Source organism: Streptomyces sp. BA2 (genome assembly GCF_009769735.1).
Taxonomy (GTDB): domain Bacteria; phylum Actinomycetota; class Actinomycetes; order Streptomycetales; family Streptomycetaceae; genus Streptomyces.
In genome coordinates this window covers 281,835-298,080 of the sequence record NZ_WSRO01000001.1, presented here as the reverse complement: position 1 = coordinate 298,080, position 16,246 = coordinate 281,835, and the positions used below count along the sequence as shown (strand labels likewise).

The window sequence follows — 16,246 nt, the reverse complement described above, 5'->3', positions numbered from 1 at the left end:
CGGCTTGTACGGCTCACTGCGAGGCTGTCGAACTCTGGCATCGGAGCACTCCTGGCTATGGGGAATCCCTGATCGTCCTGCGGAACCGGTCCGCAGGTGGCTGCTCGGCGAGACATTCCGCTTCCGACGCAGTCAGCCCGGACCTGTAGGCAAGGAGCGCTGCCTGGGTCCGGCTTTCCACGCCGAGCTTGTCAAGGTTGCGCGAGACATACGTCTTCACGCTCGAGCGGGACCAGTTGAGCTTGTCGGCAATCTCCGCGTTGGTCAGGCCTGCCCCCACAAGGGCGAGCACCCGGCGTTCACTCTCACTCAGCGTGCACAGCTTCTTGTCCATCGCGCCGGCCCGGGCCGGTGTCCGTTCGGAGGCCTGCCGTATCAGCCGGGCCAGGACGTCGGCGTCGATCACTCGCCCGCCTGCCGCGACAGTGCGCAGCGCCGCGAAAAGCTCCTGCGGGTGCAGGTCCTTGAGTAAGAATCCGGATGCTCCCGCCCTGAGTGCGTCCAGCACCCGAGTGTCGGTGCCGTAGACACTGAGGATGAGGACGTGGGGTGGGTTGGGCAACTGCATCAGCTGCCGGGTGGCCTCGACGCCGTCGAGACGGGGCATGCTCAGGTCCATCAGCACGGCATCGGGACGGAGGGCCTCGACGAGGGGCAGCGCCTGGGTGCCGTCGCTGGCTTCGGCTACCACCTCGAACCCTTCGGCGCACTCCACCAGTGTTCTCAGTCCCGCACGGACAATGACCTGGTCATCTATCACCGCTATGCGAATACGCACTGTTCCTTGCCCTCCCCGTCCGCGCCGGTGGGGAGAACCAGCTGGAAGCTGAAGCCCCCGCCGGGCCAGGGGCCGGCCGACAGGTGACCACCGGCTTCAGCGATCCGCGATCCCAGTCCTGCCAGGCCCATCCTTCCGGAGCTGTGAACTGGCGCAGTACCGATGGACAGGCCGTTGCGTATCGCGAGTGTCACCTGCTCCTGTTGGTATGAGAGGCAGACGTCGACGGTTGCTCCGGGCGCGTGTTTGACGATGTTGGTGAAAGCTTCTCGGCAGGCGCGATGGAGCAGCTGCTCCAGAGGCAGTGACAGCAGCTGAGGTGCGCCGTCCACACGGCAGTGCACGTTCATGCCGGTCGACGCCATGTTGCGTACCAGTGTGGCCAGGAACTCGGCAGAGTTGGTGCGGGACCCCAGAAGGTTGTGCTGGGGCTTCCCCTCACGCATCGCCTCGAGCAGCGTGCGCAGATCTCCCAGCATGTGGCGGGCCGCCTCGAGCACCGCCTCGGCGGCCTGCCGCGCCTGGGCCGGTAGCCCCGGCATCTGTTGAAGCGCCCCCGCCCGCAATGCCAAACAGGTGGCCTGGTGACCTAAGTGGTCATGGAGGTCGAACGCGATCCTCGTTCGCTCTTCGAGTAACGCGAACCGCGTCACGTCGTCCATGGCGTCTGCCATCCGGGCACACCGCTCGCGCAGGGCGGCATTGAGAACGCGCTGGTATCGCATCAGCCCGCCGAAGACGGCGGGAAGGACCAGATCGAGGCTCGTGCGGTGGCACAGCTGGACGATCCCATCGGCTGAGCCCGTCAGATGTTGGACCACCAGGTAGACGCCTGTTCCCGCAACCAGGACCGCATAGCGCATCCGGCCGCCGTAGCAGGCGACCGCATAGGCTGCGGCGATCAATGAGGTGCGTGCGCCTGCGGACGAACTGGCCGCCAGCCCCACGGCCAGACACAGCTCGGGGAGCAGGCGGCGCAGCAGCAGCGCTGCTGCCGTCCCTAACTCGATGGCCACACAGACGCCCGACGCGTGCGCTACAGCGCTACCGGGCGCCTCTGATAAGTGGGTGGCACCCGCGAGTGATGCGAGCAGTACGATGCCGATGTCCCAAGCCCACCGCCGGGCTGGTTCCGCCTCGCTCCCCATGAAGGAACGGCGGAGCCAATCGTAGATTCTGACACGCATGTGCTTGGTGGCTTCGTATTCCGCTGTTGTGGGTGAATAGGGGAGGCTGGTGCGCTTCCACTGGAAGACGGCTGCCCCGGGAGCGCTGAACAGATGGCCGGGCAGATTTCCGGTCAGCCAAGCAGCCGATTATGCGGCTCCGCTCGAATCTCGGGCGCAAGGATGGGTCCGACGCGGTCTGCGAGGCAGGTTGCCTCGTGGCCGACTTGCTGGCTATTGCCACCGGACTGGGCCACCACGGCGAGGAAGAAGCCGCTGGGGAGCGCCATGTGGCACAGAACGCCGCTGCTCAGATTCATCAGCGTCCGGCGGGCTCGGCCAGCGCCGCAAACCGTATCCAGGCTCTGGGCAAGGACACCGAGGGTGAACACCATGGTGGCGAACTGTTCCGCTTGCTCCCGGTCCAGCGCGCCCGAGGACGCCAGCATCTGTCCAGCGGGTGACAGCACGAAGGCGTGCCGCACACCTCCTGTGGTCTCGACGAAGTCCCCCACCTGCCACTGGAGATCACCTGGAAGAGCAGGAACGATTGGCGTGACGGCGGGGGGCCCTGCCTCGTGCGGCACCGGGTCGTCCTGGTAGACGTTCCGCCCTGAAGGGGAGCGCGAGATTGGACTGCGGGACGCGGAGCTAGGGGGCGACTCGCTGTCTGGCTCCGCTGTGTCAATGGCCACTGTACGGCTCTCCTTCGGCGTACGAAGACTGCTCCTTGCCCAGGTCCACGAGCACGTGATCCGTGGCCGCGGGAAGTGCACGCACCAGAGCGTTTCGAGCTCCCTGAGACCGGCGCGGCAGGTCAGCCTGCGCCATTGTGAGTCGGGGGTTGATGCCCACGGTACGGAAGATCACGCATAACGGTTGTCGGCAAAGGTGAACTCCAGCGCGCCAAAGGGTGACTCGGCGGGCGACGGCAAGCGCGGGGGACCGGCCCGGGCACCTCATTCAGTCGGCTTCGCAGTGGACACTCGAAACGCCTGCTTCACAGGCGAAGATGGCTGCCTGGGTGCGGTTGCCCAAGTTGAGCTTGGTGAGGGTGCGTGAGACATATGTCTTCACGCTTGTGTGGGACAGATACAGCCGTCGCGCGATTTGAGCGTTGCTGAGGCCTGCTCCGATCAGTTCGAGCACACGGTGCTCGCTACTGCTGAGTTGGGCGAGCCGGTCACGTGCCGCCTTGTCGAGGCCGGGCGCGGAAGCGGACGCTCGCTGGATCAGGCTGTCCCATGCCGCGGGCGTCATCACGCGGCCGCCAGTGAGCGCGGTATGCATCGCTGTTTCGAGTAGGTGGGGGGACAAGCTCTTGTCCAGGAAACCGCTGGCGCCCGCATTCAGGGCGTCCAGTAAGCGACTGTCGACGTCTGAACCTGTCAGAATAAGCACCTTGGGCGGATCGGTGAAGCGCACCAAATGTGCGGTGGCGGTGACGCCGTCGATGCGCGGCATGCATAAGTTCATCAAGACGATGTCGGGTCGGTACATCCTGGTCTGCTCGAGCACTTCGGCACCGTCGGACGCCTCTGCGATCACCGTGAACGCGGCAATGGTCTGTACCAGGTGCCGCAGTTCTGATCTGCCCGTGGAGTGATCGTCAGCGATCAGCACTGATGAGGTCACCTTGTCACCTCAACTCCCTTCAGGGCTAGAAACTCTCTGCGCCGACATTACTGTGTAAACCCAACGAAGAAATCATCAGGTTAGGGCAAGAAGGTATTTCGGAACAGAAGTGCCAAAACAGGGGCCCAACGTCCTGAACGTCAAGGACCAACGTCCTGGCGGAGCGCACGGAGCGCACGGAGCGAGGCGCAGGCGGGCGCGGAAGACGATCATGAAGTTCGAGGGCCGGCCGACGGCCCCGAAGCGACGGCTGCGCCGGTCTGGTCCCTGAGCGGCCGCACTGTGCAGGCGAAGAGACCCGTCAAGAACCCGTCGAGGCTTCTCGAACGATTGAGGCCAACCGGCGTGTCCGGAAAAGGCGTTCTGCCCATCCGTTAAGCTCCGCGAAACAGGGCTCTATTGCCCAGAATGCGGCGATAAAGACACCTTCGTTGTTGCCGAAAGGTATTACCTATGAGATTAGTTCAAACCCGTACCGTCGCGGTGTCCGCCGCTCTGCTGACGACGCTGGCCGCCGTGGGCGGCACGAGCCAGGCTCAGGACTGGACGCGCGCGCCTGGCGACAGTGCGAAGCGGACTGCACCCCCCGCGCACGCCAACTGCGTGGACCGCTACGGGACAAACCTGAACGAGTACCTCTCGATCCAGGAGCAGATCGTTGGCCACCCCCGCTGCCACGAGGTATCAGCCGGGGAGAAGTGGGTCCTGTCCCTCCCCGGGTGGCGTACAGCCGCCGACGGCAAGAAGGCCGTCTACCCGGAGAACTACAGCCCCGCATTTGGGCGGAACGTGCCCCCGATGCTCGACTTCCAGGCCAAACTTCGTGGCGCTCGGGCAGTCCTGGACAATGGCAGAGAAGAAAAGTCCTTCATCTTCGGCCCGGAAGTCTTGCAAGACATCGTCCGGGGAGATGAGCTTGAGAGCACCGCCTTTGCCTCACGCCCGCTTGCTCCCCTCCCTTCCGGCAAGTACAAGATCACCGTCTTCCTGCGGATGAGCCATGAGCACTACGACGGGGTGGGACGCGACCCTCATGCGAACCGTTTGCCGGCTGGTGAATTCCAACTCCCCGAATTTCCCTTCGAGGTCATCCCGCGGCAGGACGGCCCCGGGGCGTAGCTGCATGGGTCCACACCGATGGGGGTGTGCCAGGTCGAGGAACCGCCGAATGAGATTGGAGATGTGAAGCGGTGAAGTGGAACTTGCGCCGGGTCGCAGCCCGGCAGGGCATCTGGCGGTCCGATCAGCTGCACGCTGCCTTCGCAGGGGTTGGGTTCAACCCGTCGCCGAGCAAGGTGGCCGCCCTGTGGTCCAACAGGCCGATCACGGTGAGGTTGGACGACCTGGACCAGATGTGCGCCGCCTTGGACTGCACGGTCAACGACTTGCTGGAGGCGGAAACGGTGCGATGGCCGAGCATGTGCGAAGGGGCAGGGGCGGAGCCCGTGGGCGACAACGCCGGTCCGGCGGGCGCCATTCGGAGCTGTTGAGCTGGCAATGAGCCCGGAGCAGCGCTTCTGGTCAGGCGAACGGCCCCCGGTGCGGGGGCCATCGTCTGCGGTGACGGCGCGCCACTACTCCAGTTCAGTAACGACCATGGATAGATCGTTGTCGGCGGTGTAGTAGGGGCGGACGGCAACTCGAGGCGCGTCCTCGCTGTAATGGAAGAGGTCGACAGCGCCAGGTTCTTCGACGACAAGCTCAGGGAACCGATGCGTTAGCTTGCGGTTGGGACTGTCGTCGAGCAGACGCCCTATCCGTGAATTGCAGTTGGTTTTCTCATCCCTCAGGAACAGGTCCCAGTTCTCCTCACGGAGGATACGGCGATGCATCAGCTCGTCAACTGGAATGCGGCAGTGGAACGACTGTTCGTGGGAAGTGACGTCCTGTACGACGAGGGTTGTTCTGGGCTGCTGCCGGCGCTGCAGCACGAGATCGGGGGCGCTCGTCTCACCCCATTCACCGATGTAACGACCGTGTACGACAATCGCGGTGCGCTGGTAGTCGATCCCGGTGACTTCGACGTGGTGCAGACGTCGCCATGAGCGAATGGCCAGGTGGCCGTCTTCGGTGGCGTAGGGCACGGCATGAGTCACCTCACCGTGGTGATGGCGTAGTGCCGCTTGAAGTGCGCCGCGGCTATCGATGGCGTCGGCGGTAAGACGGATGCGTGAACCATGTCCGTTATCGGTGAACAGGTCCCACCGGCCTTCACCGAGGCGGAAGATGTCAACCGGGCCGATAGCTGCGGCCGGTGGCAGTGCGCGGGGGCTCCCTGGGATGGGCCGGCAGGGGAAGCGGAGCCAGGATGTTTCGCGTGGCGTATCCCGCCTCCTGCTGCGCAGGTACACGGCTTGGCCACGGTGACTGAGGGCAGGCCGGATTGTGATGGTCCCATCCGCGCCGACGGTGCATGTGGTGGATCCGGCCTGGGGCAGGGGAGGGTTAAAGGCGGGAACCGTGCCAGTCTGGCGGGGGTCGATGAGGGACTGTGTGAATTTGGCCAGGCGAGCGATGCTGGTCCGTCGGCCAGCGGTGATTTTCGCGAAAAGGTCTTGGTATTGGTCCTTGATGCGTTCTGGGTCGAAGCGCCGGGATGTCGCATAGGCGGATGCACCCACAGACTTGCGCTGTGCGGGGGAGCCCATACACACAGTAAGCGCGCGGGAGATGGCCTCGATGTCGTGCAAGGGAACCAGGTAGCCGTCGACGCCATGACGGATGATCTCTCCTGGGGCGGCCGGACAGTCAGTGGCGATGACGGGGAGCCCCGCGCGCATGGCTTGGACCAGAGAGAGGCCGAAGGGGTCACGCTGTGACGTCGAGACAGCGATGGACGCTTTTGCCCATTCGGCATGCATGGGATCGGTGCGACCCATGAGGAAGACATGGTTGTGCAGGCCGAGTTCGCTGATTAGGCGCAGCAGGTCGCGGCGCAGCGGTCCGGCTCCATGGATGCGCAACTGCCAGTCGGGGAAGGAGGCGGCGATGCGGGCGTAGCTACGGATGAGGACGTCGTAGCGGTTGGCGTCGCTGAGCTGTCCGGACGCCATGACGATGCGTGAGTCGGTGTGTGAGGGAGGAAACGATGTTGCGGGCACAGCGTTGGGGATGGCGAGGGTGAGAAGTCCGGGGTGTTCCAAAGCCTCACGGCGCGCCGCCGCGTCGGCCTCGGTGTGGGTCACGACTGCATCAATGCGGCCGTAATGTGCGCGCATACCGTCGCGCACCCCCGCGGGGGTCTCGTCGTATGGCCTGCGCTCCAGAGCGACCTTGGCTGCTCTCTCCGGAGCGAGCCGGGCTACACAGAGGTTCAGGCCAGGGCTCGTGCCGATGATGACATCGGAATCGCAGCGTGTCAGGAAGCGTCGGACATGCTCGTCGTCGACTCTGGTGAAGTGCCTGTACGACGGCTCGTCGGGGGGGATGAGCTCGGAGGGCTGCCTGGACCATTCGTTCACCGGGTCGTCAGTTTGGAGCACGGTCTCACTGAGGGGGAGAATCGCGATCTGGCTACTGACGTCAGGAGTCGCTTCGCCTCTCCTGTCGAATACAGAGGCGATCCTCACGTCATGAGAAGTTGCCAAGGTATTAGCGAGATGTAAGACAGGGCGGATCGTTTCGTCAGTTCTCGACACGGTCTCGACGATGTATGTGATTTTCACGAAGCTTCCGTTTTTTCAAAGGGGCTTACCACTGGGAAATAGGACTCCAGGAATTCGGAGATAAGACGTCCTTGCGCTTCGATCTCACCAGGATCACTTGCTGAATCATTGATGCAGAACGCGGCGAGGTCGCGACGGAATAGCGCTCTGTCAAGCTTTTGACGAATGGTGTCGTCGTCGAGTTGGATATATCCATACCGGAGGCTGCCTGGCATGGATCGCCCGGTATGGAACCCATAGTAGTGGTGCAGGGATGACGCGATGGAAATGTCGCTCATGCTGCGAACCTTACTCGCCGCTGTCCGGGAATGATCGTCAGGGAATTCTCGCTCGATATCGCAGAGGACACTGCGCCGGAGAGCGTAAGGGATATGCTTCAACTTGTGAATAATCCTCTTGCCGAATCTCGCCTCAATGAGTCTTCGGTTATTCTTCGCGGCCACCGAAGTGGGGACTTCGCTTGGATCAGCGTCCCCGTGGGGAACCATGGCGGGCGAGGAGAAGAACTTGGCCACTCCATTCGAATGGAAGAATGCACTCGGAGGGACTGGGTGGCCGATAAACATGTCGTCATTGAAGTAGATGAAGTTCTCTGACAGTCCTTCGATGTGGTGGAGCTGGCTCTCGATGGCATGGCTGTTGAACGTCGGAAGATTCCTCGGGTCCCTGAAGATTTCCGTGTGGTCCACAATACGAGCGCGCCCGTTCGCGTGGTCAAACCAGTGCGGAGTCTGACGGTCGGTCACGATATAGATGTTCCGGATCCAGGGCAGGAACATGTGGATGGACCTGAGGCTGTACTTCAGCTCGTCGCGAGAGATGTAGCGTGCGATACTGCCGGACTCTTCATGATAGTTCTCCCCGCGAGTCGCTGCCCGCCTCCGCTGCCACTTCGGGTCCATTCCGTCGACCCATGTATAGACCGCGTCCACGGGGAACGTGATCTCATCGGTGTGCGTGACGTCGAACTCCCGCCGTGTCCGTATCGGCCGCAGCGTCCCGCGCTCTTCGTTCACAACGGGCCGTGCCAGGGGAGTAAAGCGCTCTCCCGGCAGCACAATGGGATCGTGTCGCCGGGACACGGCATCGCAGACGAGGTTCCGGCGCGGCGCGATCAGTCGATCAGTGATTTCGGGATCCTCTGGCCAGAATTCGAGATCGCAACCGCTGTCCCATCCGTAGAAAAGGGTGTGGCTCGGCACGCTGCGGAACCAGACGACTCTTACCGTGCCGGCCTGACAGAGCCGGTGCCAGGCGGCGGTCTCGTCTGGGGCTACGATCCGCGGTGTGGAGGACCCCCCTCTGTCGGCGTACGCAAGGTAGCCTCCGGTGAGGGTCAATTCTTCCCGCAGGGCCCCCAGTACTGTTGTCTTCTCCTCGGCTGCCACACCGAGCGCGGAAGCCAGGTGATCCCTGCTGCGCACCGCGAACCAGCCGATACCTGCGCTGTCCAGTACTCGTTGGACAGCGCGGAGGTTCAACTCGCGTGCTCCCAGGGGAGTGAGTCCCTCGCAGACATGGACCGCGCGCGGCGACATGTCCACCGTTAGGTTCACCGCTGGGCCGGTGGGTGAGATCACCGCATGGGGGGCGTGGGACTCTGCCGCTTGAGGGAAAGCCACCACAAGATACTCCTCTGGTTCATACCGCACGTCCGACTACTGGGCCAGAACGTTCTGATTTCACATAGCTGCTCGCCCAGGGCACTGCCGAGCGTGAGTCCTGGATTCGTCTAGCAGCAGGTCGTCATCTCGCTGTTCCGCCGGACGGCTCAGGTCTCTGATAGACGAGGGAACCCGCAGCCAGCTGCTTCGGAGGCACGCCTCGCCCTGAAGGAGCCAATCTCTCTTCAAACGGGCTGGGAACCGGAAAGTATGCTTCCAGGAACCCCTGGACGAGATCTTCACGTTCTTGGGGGCTCCTGCCGGTGTCTCCCGTATCGTTAAGACAGAATGCATCCAGATTTCGCTCCCCAAGGAGCAGGTTCAGGCGGCGTTCCAGGTTCCCATCCCCTAGGTCCGCATAGGCATACTTCATGATTCCCGGAATCGCACGGTTTGTGTGGTAGGCATAGTAATGGTGCAGAGATGAAGCGACAGAGATATCTCTGGGATGACGAAATGCCGATGACGCGGTGCGCTGATATTCTTCAGGGAAGCGTTCTTCGAGCTCTTCCAGGACATCAATTCGAAGCGCATGTGGGACATGTCTCATTTTTCGCGTGATGGTTCTACCGAATGCCCTACGGACAAGCTCACGGTTGTTCGCGCCGGCGGTCACTACCGGGTCGGCGTTACTGTCTGATGTGACTCCGGGGAAAGGGATCTTCGCGGACGAAGGGAAAAACTTTGCCGTCCCGTTGGACAGGAAGAACATGTCAGCTCTCAGGAACCTCCCAAGAAAAGTGTCGTCATTGAAGTAGATGAAATGGTTGGCGAGCCCTGGAATGCGGTGCAGTTGACTCTCGATGGCATGCGAATTAAAAGTGGGCAGTACGCCTGGGTCTTGGAAGATTTCCTTGTGGTCCACGAGATGAATGCGCTGGTGTGCGGCATTCAACCAGTCGGGCCGCTGTCCGCATGTCACTACGTGAACATTTCTAATCCATGGTGCGTACTGATCCAGAGAACGCAGCGAATACATCAGCTCGTTCCTATTTCTGAACCGCGCGTCGGCGGTGGCAAGCTCGTGGCAGGCGCGCATCTCCGGAAGCGTCTGCGACATGCTTCGGTGCATACTCCATAGTGGGTCGGAGTCATCTACCCATGTGTAGACCGCGTCAATGGGGAAGAGGATGTCCTCCGGCAGATCCACCATGAACAGTGGGGAAGTCGCCACAGTCCGTGATGTTTCCTCATCGCTGCGGGCCGCTACCGTGCCAGGCCACGTGGCCGGCACCCGCACCAGGCGTTGGGCCGCCGGGACGCTGTCGGCGACCATGTTGGGCCGCGGTGCAGTCAAACGCCCTTCGCCGTCTCTGTCCCAGAACTCAATATCGCACCCGAATTCATGCCCCATTAATGATCCGCCGGAAGGGTCACACATAAACCGCGTCACACGTACGACCGGAGCGTCCTGCAGACGTTTCCAAGAACGTGACGCATAGCCAGGAATCAGCTGCAATCTCGCCCCGGGCACGGTGGCGGACACATAGCCTAGGTTCATGGCGCACAGCGCACGCAGCACCCTCGTGGCAGCGCCTCTGTCTGCTGCGCAAACGCCCACAGAAGTGGACTGGAACGACGTGTTGCGCACCCGAAAATAGCTGATCCCGGCACCTTCGAAGGCACGGCACACCGAAAGCAGGTTCCGCTCTCGCGCCAGCGCGGGCGTCAGCCCGTCCGCCACCACGGAGCACACACGCAGGCGGCCTCCAAGGGTCGATACCCGGTAGCCGCTTCCGCGCAGATGCGCACGTCGGCGGTGCCCCCGCCCTCGCCCCAGGGTTGCTTGTACCTGCGCTCCCAGCACGCCGATAACGGCTGCCAGGTACCGTTTTGCCCGGAGACGCACGTATGGCGGCACCCGTTCGGCAACCCATGCGCGTAAAGGCACTGGAACCCGATGCCTGTACCACCGCACTGCCCTGCACGTTTCAGGATTTCTCACATCCGCATGGAACCGGGCCACCATTCACCTTCCTGGAGAAACACTCGTCTATCGCATCAGCCCGCTTGCTTGTAGGGCTGCAACCCGCAATGCCATTTGCGAGGTGACCTGGAGGACCCCAGATCGAGTCTGCAGGGATACTCACGTAGATAGGAAATCCATCACAAAGTATCCCCGCCGCGCACGGATACACGCCAATGAGCAACTCGTCCAGCCCAATCCCATCCCTAAAGTGGGTGGTAGAACGCGGAACGGTGGGGCGGCTGCTGCTTCCTCACTTTCGATCGGTGCTACACGGCAGCGCCAGCGGTGGCTGTTCGGGACGGCGGCAGGCGCCTCGGCGGTGCCGCCCACAGCAGCGTATGCAGTGGGTCTATCGTCATAGGGCGACCTTGCGCTAAAAGCAATCACCGGGCCTAGGTGTGTCCGTGTCGACCGGGCCATGAAGGTGACCATCAACCTGGCTACTTCTCGGAGCTGATGGGCTGATGGCCTTTTCTCAGAGATACTGCACTCGAAACGCCGCCGAATGGCCGAATGTTCGTCATGATCGACATCGGGCCTGAATATCGTCACAACCCTGATCTGTTGAATGTGGCTCCGGGGCATCTTGTGCTGTAGTAGGAAAATCGTATGCCGTTACCAGAGCCTGTCCGAGATCAACCCGAGGTGGTCATGCCGCCGGTCACAAGGTACTGGAGGCGCGTCGAACAGTTGTGAGGCGATTTGGTCCGACTGGTGCGGCACCATGAAGGGTGGGAAGGAGAGCATGAAGATCTCATTCTTGATTCATAGCGCGTACAGCATGGGAGGTGTTCCCCGGCGCACGTTTAACCTGGCGGCAGCACTTGATAAAAGTCACGAGGTGGAAATTGTATCGAGTGAACGGCGCGCTGACAGGCCCGCACTGAGACTTGATCATAAAGTAAAGGTCATCGACCTGACCGATATCCGAGAGGGCAGAATCGATGCCCGTAATCCCAGGTTGGAACAACCGTCGGAGGTGTATCCAAAATGTGATGGGTTCGCCAAGCTTTACAACAGACTTATTGATGAGAGGATGGCGGCTTGGTTTCGCGAGACCGATGCCGACGTGGTTATCTCTACCCGCCCTGCGCTCGGCTCTTATGTTGCCGCTCATGCGCCTAGTCGGATGCTGCGGATTGCCCAAGAGCACGAGGGGCTCCACCGTTCGAAGGGAGAATTACGGAACGTCGTTGACGCGATCTATGCGACCATGGACGCTGTGGTTTGTCTGACGGACAGTGATGCAATGCTGCACCGTGACCACTACCCGCCAGGCGCCCCCCGGATCTTTTCCATTCCGGCTGCTGTCCCGGCAGCCGACACGTATATCCCGCCGGAGGCCGGACGAGTTGTCATCTCGGGTGGCCGACTGGTTTCGTACAAGAGGAACGATGTCCTTGTCGACGCTTTCGCCATTGTGGCAAAGAGGCATCCGGACTGGAATTTGCGTATTTACGGCCGAGGCCCCGAGGGGAGAGCGCTCCGCGAGCAGATCGAGGAGCTTGGGATTCACGACTCCGTAACACTTGTCGGTCCAGCCGCGGATTTGCAGGCAGAATGGGTAAAGGGGGCCATCGCGGCAACAGCCACTGACGATGAGCCCTTCGGCATGTCGATCGTCGAAGCTATGCGCTGCGGACTTCCGGTGGTGAGTGCGGACACCCCGGCCGGCCCACGCGAGATCATTGAACACGGCGTCAATGGTCTCCTGGTGGAAAGGCGGAGCCCCGAAGCCATGGCCGATGCTCTGATCCAGCTCATCGAAGACCCCGACCGCAGAGCCGCCATGGGAGCCGCTGCTGCCGCATCGGCACACCGGTACGACCCGGACCGAATCGCAGACAAGTACACACAGCTCATCGGGGAGCTCGCCGACTATCGCCGTGTCAACACCATGCAAGCCACGTGCCGCGCAGATTCCATGGGTAACCTGCAGATCATCCTGCCGACTGGATTCCCTGATGAGGACAGCTGGCGCGTCGTCTGCCAGCCCCGCGCTACAGACCAGAAAATTGTGACGCTTGACCTTTCCCGCGCTTCCCGCGAAGCAGGGCCCGTGGCAGTCATGGAAAGATCACAACTCGACCTGTCAGAAGGCCGATGGGATTTCTTCCTCGAATACGAGGGGGTGCGCCAGTGCCCACTCCTGGCCAGCCGCGTCGAGCTGGCCGGCCTCCTTCTCTGCCCTCGGCCAACCACCCGTCTGGTCTCCTGGTGGATCCCTTACATCAACGCTGGCGGGCAACTATCGCTGCGGACATGGAGGCGCAATGGCCATGCGGAGTTGGGAGACGTCAAGCTCTCCGACACGGGCCTCACTCTCAGCATCAGCACCCCCACTCCATCCGACCATGACGAACTCGTCCTCGTCCCTCGGAGTGACAGTCGCGCAGTAGCGGTGCGCACACGTCTGCAGCGCACGCGTAGCGGCGTCGCCGCCACCATCCCCGTTGCCGACATCGCTGCGGCTGCGGCCACATCACACGACGACTGGGACGTCTTCCTCGTTCGTGCCGGCTACCCAGAGGTTCGTGTGGCTCGGCTGTTCGACGATCTCGAGCAACGCAAACGAATCCATACCTACCGCAGCGTGCCAGTCGTCTCTGCGCGGGGTACCACGCGCGTGCGGCTCTACTTCACGCCCGCGAATGACCTATCGGTAAGCGCATCTACCCGGTGAAAGCGGCAAAGGCTTCGATTGACGCCTGGCAGTGCGCCACGAGACCTCAGCCAGTCTGCTGTTTCTCCCTCGACAAGGCGTGTTATTGACGGGTAGTTGGCGTCTCTGTCCGTGAGCGTGAGCGGCGGTCGAAGAGACGGCCCAGCTTGCGGTATTCCGTTTCGATTCCGTCGACGAGGTCGGTGACGGTGAGCTGGCGATCATCTGCCGCAGCAGCGAAGAGGGCGCTCTCCACGCTGGCACGGATGCTGCCGCCGGCCAGGGTATAGGCACTGGCCAGCTCGTCGACGCACAGCTCCGCCGGTGCGGCGGAGCCCAGGAAGGTGTGCCACAAGCGGGCGCGTACTTCGGGACCCGGGCTTTCGAACACGATGACTTCGTCGAAGCGGCGGGTGAAGGCGCCATCAATGGAGGCGCGCAGGTTGGTGGTGAGGATGGCCAGGCCCTCGAAGGATTCCAGACGCTGGAGCAGATAGCCGCTTTGCAGGTTGGCGTGACGGTCTCCCGCGCCGCGGACCTCACTGCGCTTGGCGAACAGAGAATCGGCTTCGTCGAAGAGGAGCACGCAGCGCAGGGTTTCGGCCGCAGCGAAGATGCGCTCCAGATTCTTCTCCGTCTCGCCGATGTACTTGGAGACCACTGAGGGCAGGCTGACGATGTAGAGGTCCATCTGGAGCCGCCCGGCGAGGGCCTCGGCGGCCATGGTCTTGCCCGTGCCGGACTCGCCCGCGAAGAGCGCGATGGTTCCACGCCCACGCCCGCCGCCGCGTCGCAGACCCCACCGGGTGAGCACACTCTCGCGGTGTTCGATGCGGGCTACCAACATGCGCAGCCGCTCGCGCACCGGATCGGGCACGACCAGCTCGGACCAGCAGACGTCCGGGACAATGTGGCGGGCCAGACGGCCGAGTTCGCCTGCCGCACTGTCGCGGGCGGCGGCCCACACCGAGGTGAGCTGAGCGGTGCGTGACCGCAGGGCAGCGGTGCGGTGGACGCGCTCCGCTGCGGCCAGTGAGGCCGCGGACCTGGTCCCTGGCAGTCCCTTGTGCGTGCTGGAGCGAAGGTCTGTCTCCGCGGGCGTCAAGGTGTGCCGACCGTAGGACGGCCACGCGCTGTTGCCGTAGAGGATCAGCGGTACGGGCTCGCGGTCCAGGCAGGTGACGAGGTGGTGCAGGACATCCGACGGGTCGGCCGGCGCGCCGGCCGACGCATCCAGCGGGATGAGGAGGCCCGCTCCCAGCAGACGGGCCTCCAGGGTGATGCTCCGGGCCAGTTCGCCTGAGGTCATCTCGCTGGACGGCAGCGCTTCGGGGGCGAGCAGGAGGGGGGTTTTGCCAACTGCTCGCAACGCGGCACGGGCGGCGGGCAGGGCCTCACCTGCGAGGCCCTGGCGGAGGTAGTACGTCTGGGGTGAGCCTTTCGCCAGCAGACCTGCGAGGGCTTCGTCGCAAGCTGCCGGAGCAGGTCCACCGGGCACATCGGACAGCAGATGGAGCCAGGACCCTCGGCCTTTGATTCCTTCCCGGTCCCCGCTGAGAAACGCCAGGACGCGGTCGGGAACGTACGGAATGCGGTCGGGGAAGGGCGCACCCGGGTTCTCATGGGCGATGAGCCCCGCCCGCACCAGGGGGGAACCCTCGCGAAGCAAGCCGCGGCGTACGGCCTCGGGCACCGGGATGGCGTTGACGGCGAGCGCCACGGCCACGGTGGGCCGGGATGAGTGGGCCAGACCGCTCAGGGTGCGGAATGCGGTGCCGCAGGGCGGGATGAGATCGGGCAGCAGGCAGGTGATGAGGAGGTCTGCCTCGTCCGGATGCAACGCGAACTCGCGGACGGCATGGGCCAAGGGATCGCCCTCGTCCGCGAGCCGCGTCGCCTCCTGACTGTCCGGCCATGGAACGCCGTCGTGCCTGCTTGTCCCATGAGGGTGGAGGGCAGCAGCGTACTCCTCGCCCTCCAAGTAGAGGCAGCGCACACGCTCTTCGACGACCGCGAGGCGCTGGGCGAACAGACCGGTGTTCAACCGACCTCCTTGACGTTGCGGCGCGGGCGGCCCGCGGCCCGGTCCAGCGAGTCCTCCCCGCGCGGGCCGGTCTCCCCTTCGGAGGGCGGAAGACGGCGGATGCGCAGGGCGGTACCCCGCACCGGGGCGGGGGCGGCCTGGGTGGCCCGACGTTCGAGCGGGACGGTTACCACCAGGTCGAGCGCGGGGCGCGGCGGTGTGCCCAGTGCGGACCACACCCGCGCGGCCACCGTGCCTTCGCCCTCAGGCCCGCCGCAGCCTCGCAGCCGCATCGTGAAACGACGGCCGTCCTGTTCCGGCGGGAGGAGTTCCTCGGTGTCGGCACACCACTCCAACAGCTGTCCCAGGACGCGATGTTCGTCCAGGACGGTCTGGGCCCATACGGTGATCAGATAGGACAGGGCGAAGTAGCGGGGCGGCTTGCGGTATCCGATCACTGCGCCGTCCTCGTCCACGATGCCGATGTCGCCGCTTTGGCTGCGGCTCGCGTCCTGTTCCAGACTGTGCAGGAAGATGTTCACGCAGGGGCTGTCGCGGTGTGCGGCCCACTGGGGGCCGGGCGTATCAAAGGTGACGGGGATGCGGGTGCCCTCCAAGGGGCCCTGGTGCAGCAGCTCTCGAAGGATGTCATCGACGTGCTGCACCACACTCACTGTGCTGCTC

12 protein-coding genes are annotated in these 16,246 nt (G+C 63.4%); 3 read left to right on the top strand and 9 right to left on the bottom strand.

Annotated features, from left to right (window positions below):
- Positions 1-55: 55 nt before the first annotated feature.
- The 4 genes from E5671_RS01200 to E5671_RS01185 all read right to left on the bottom strand — a co-directional run bounded on the left by E5671_RS01200 (position 56) and on the right by E5671_RS01185 (position 3,567).
- Positions 56-778, bottom strand: a complete 723-nt coding sequence (locus tag E5671_RS01200) for a response regulator (RefSeq protein ID WP_160501971.1) — start codon at positions 776-778, stop codon at positions 56-58.
- Entirely contained in the window at positions 763-1,794 is a 1,032-nt protein-coding gene (locus tag E5671_RS01195) for a histidine kinase (protein ID WP_160501970.1), read from the bottom strand. Before E5671_RS01195 ends, E5671_RS01200 begins: the two co-directional genes overlap by 16 nt.
- 284 nt (positions 1,795-2,078) lie before the next feature.
- A complete protein-coding gene (locus tag E5671_RS47250; RefSeq protein WP_160501969.1) occupies positions 2,079-2,459 on the bottom strand; it encodes a roadblock/LC7 domain-containing protein in 381 nt (126 codons plus the stop codon).
- A 448-nt stretch (positions 2,460-2,907) separates the two neighbouring features.
- On the bottom strand, positions 2,908-3,567 hold the full coding sequence (locus E5671_RS01185) for a response regulator (protein WP_160501968.1): 660 nt from the start codon (positions 3,565-3,567) through the stop codon (positions 2,908-2,910).
- A 495-nt stretch (positions 3,568-4,062) separates the two neighbouring features.
- Here E5671_RS01185 and E5671_RS01180 point away from each other — a divergent pair, with 495 nt between their 5' ends.
- Both E5671_RS01180 and E5671_RS01175 read left to right on the top strand, forming a co-directional pair.
- Complete coding sequence (locus tag E5671_RS01180; RefSeq protein WP_160501967.1) at positions 4,063-4,698, top strand: hypothetical protein; 636 nt, start codon at positions 4,063-4,065, stop codon at positions 4,696-4,698.
- Between the two features lie 71 nt (positions 4,699-4,769).
- Positions 4,770-5,069: a helix-turn-helix domain-containing protein gene (locus tag E5671_RS01175; RefSeq protein ID WP_160501966.1), complete on the top strand. Its 300-nt coding sequence runs from the start codon at positions 4,770-4,772 to the stop codon at positions 5,067-5,069.
- Positions 5,070-5,153: 84 nt separating this feature from the next.
- Here the strand turns inward: E5671_RS01175 and E5671_RS01170 are convergent, their stop codons facing one another.
- The 3 genes from E5671_RS01170 to E5671_RS01160 all read right to left on the bottom strand — a co-directional run bounded on the left by E5671_RS01170 (position 5,154) and on the right by E5671_RS01160 (position 10,604).
- The gene (locus E5671_RS01170) at positions 5,154-7,244 is read right to left on the bottom strand and encodes a glycosyltransferase (RefSeq protein WP_160501965.1); all 2,091 of its coding nucleotides are present in this window, start codon (positions 7,242-7,244) and stop codon (positions 5,154-5,156) included.
- Positions 7,241-8,866: a stealth conserved region 3 domain-containing protein gene (locus E5671_RS46850; protein WP_160501964.1), complete on the bottom strand. Its 1,626-nt coding sequence runs from the start codon at positions 8,864-8,866 to the stop codon at positions 7,241-7,243. Before E5671_RS46850 ends, E5671_RS01170 begins: the two co-directional genes overlap by 4 nt.
- A gap of 124 nt (positions 8,867-8,990) precedes the next feature.
- Positions 8,991-10,604: a stealth conserved region 3 domain-containing protein gene (locus E5671_RS01160; protein ID WP_160501963.1), complete on the bottom strand. Its 1,614-nt coding sequence runs from the start codon at positions 10,602-10,604 to the stop codon at positions 8,991-8,993.
- A gap of 1,018 nt (positions 10,605-11,622) precedes the next feature.
- Between E5671_RS01160 and E5671_RS01155 the strand changes: the two genes are divergently transcribed.
- Positions 11,623-13,560: a glycosyltransferase gene (locus E5671_RS01155; RefSeq protein ID WP_160501962.1), complete on the top strand. Its 1,938-nt coding sequence runs from the start codon at positions 11,623-11,625 to the stop codon at positions 13,558-13,560.
- 82 nt (positions 13,561-13,642) lie between these two features.
- Here E5671_RS01155 and E5671_RS01150 read toward each other — a convergent pair whose 3' ends face one another.
- Together E5671_RS01150 and E5671_RS01145 are read right to left on the bottom strand one after the other, a co-directional pair.
- Positions 13,643-15,583 (bottom strand): ATP-binding protein, encoded by a 1,941-nt coding sequence (locus E5671_RS01150; RefSeq protein WP_160501961.1) that lies wholly within the window; start codon positions 15,581-15,583, stop codon positions 13,643-13,645.
- Positions 15,580-16,236: a Pvc16 family protein gene (locus E5671_RS01145; protein ID WP_160501960.1), complete on the bottom strand. Its 657-nt coding sequence runs from the start codon at positions 16,234-16,236 to the stop codon at positions 15,580-15,582. The genes E5671_RS01150 and E5671_RS01145 overlap by 4 nt, the downstream gene beginning before the upstream one ends.
- Positions 16,237-16,246: the final 10 nt, after the last annotated feature.

Excerpts from the sequence above, each read along its gene's own strand:
- E5671_RS01155 (WP_160501962.1), top strand. The coding sequence starts at position 11,623 with ATGAAGATCTCATTCTTGATTCATAGCGCGTACAGCATGGGAGGTGTT.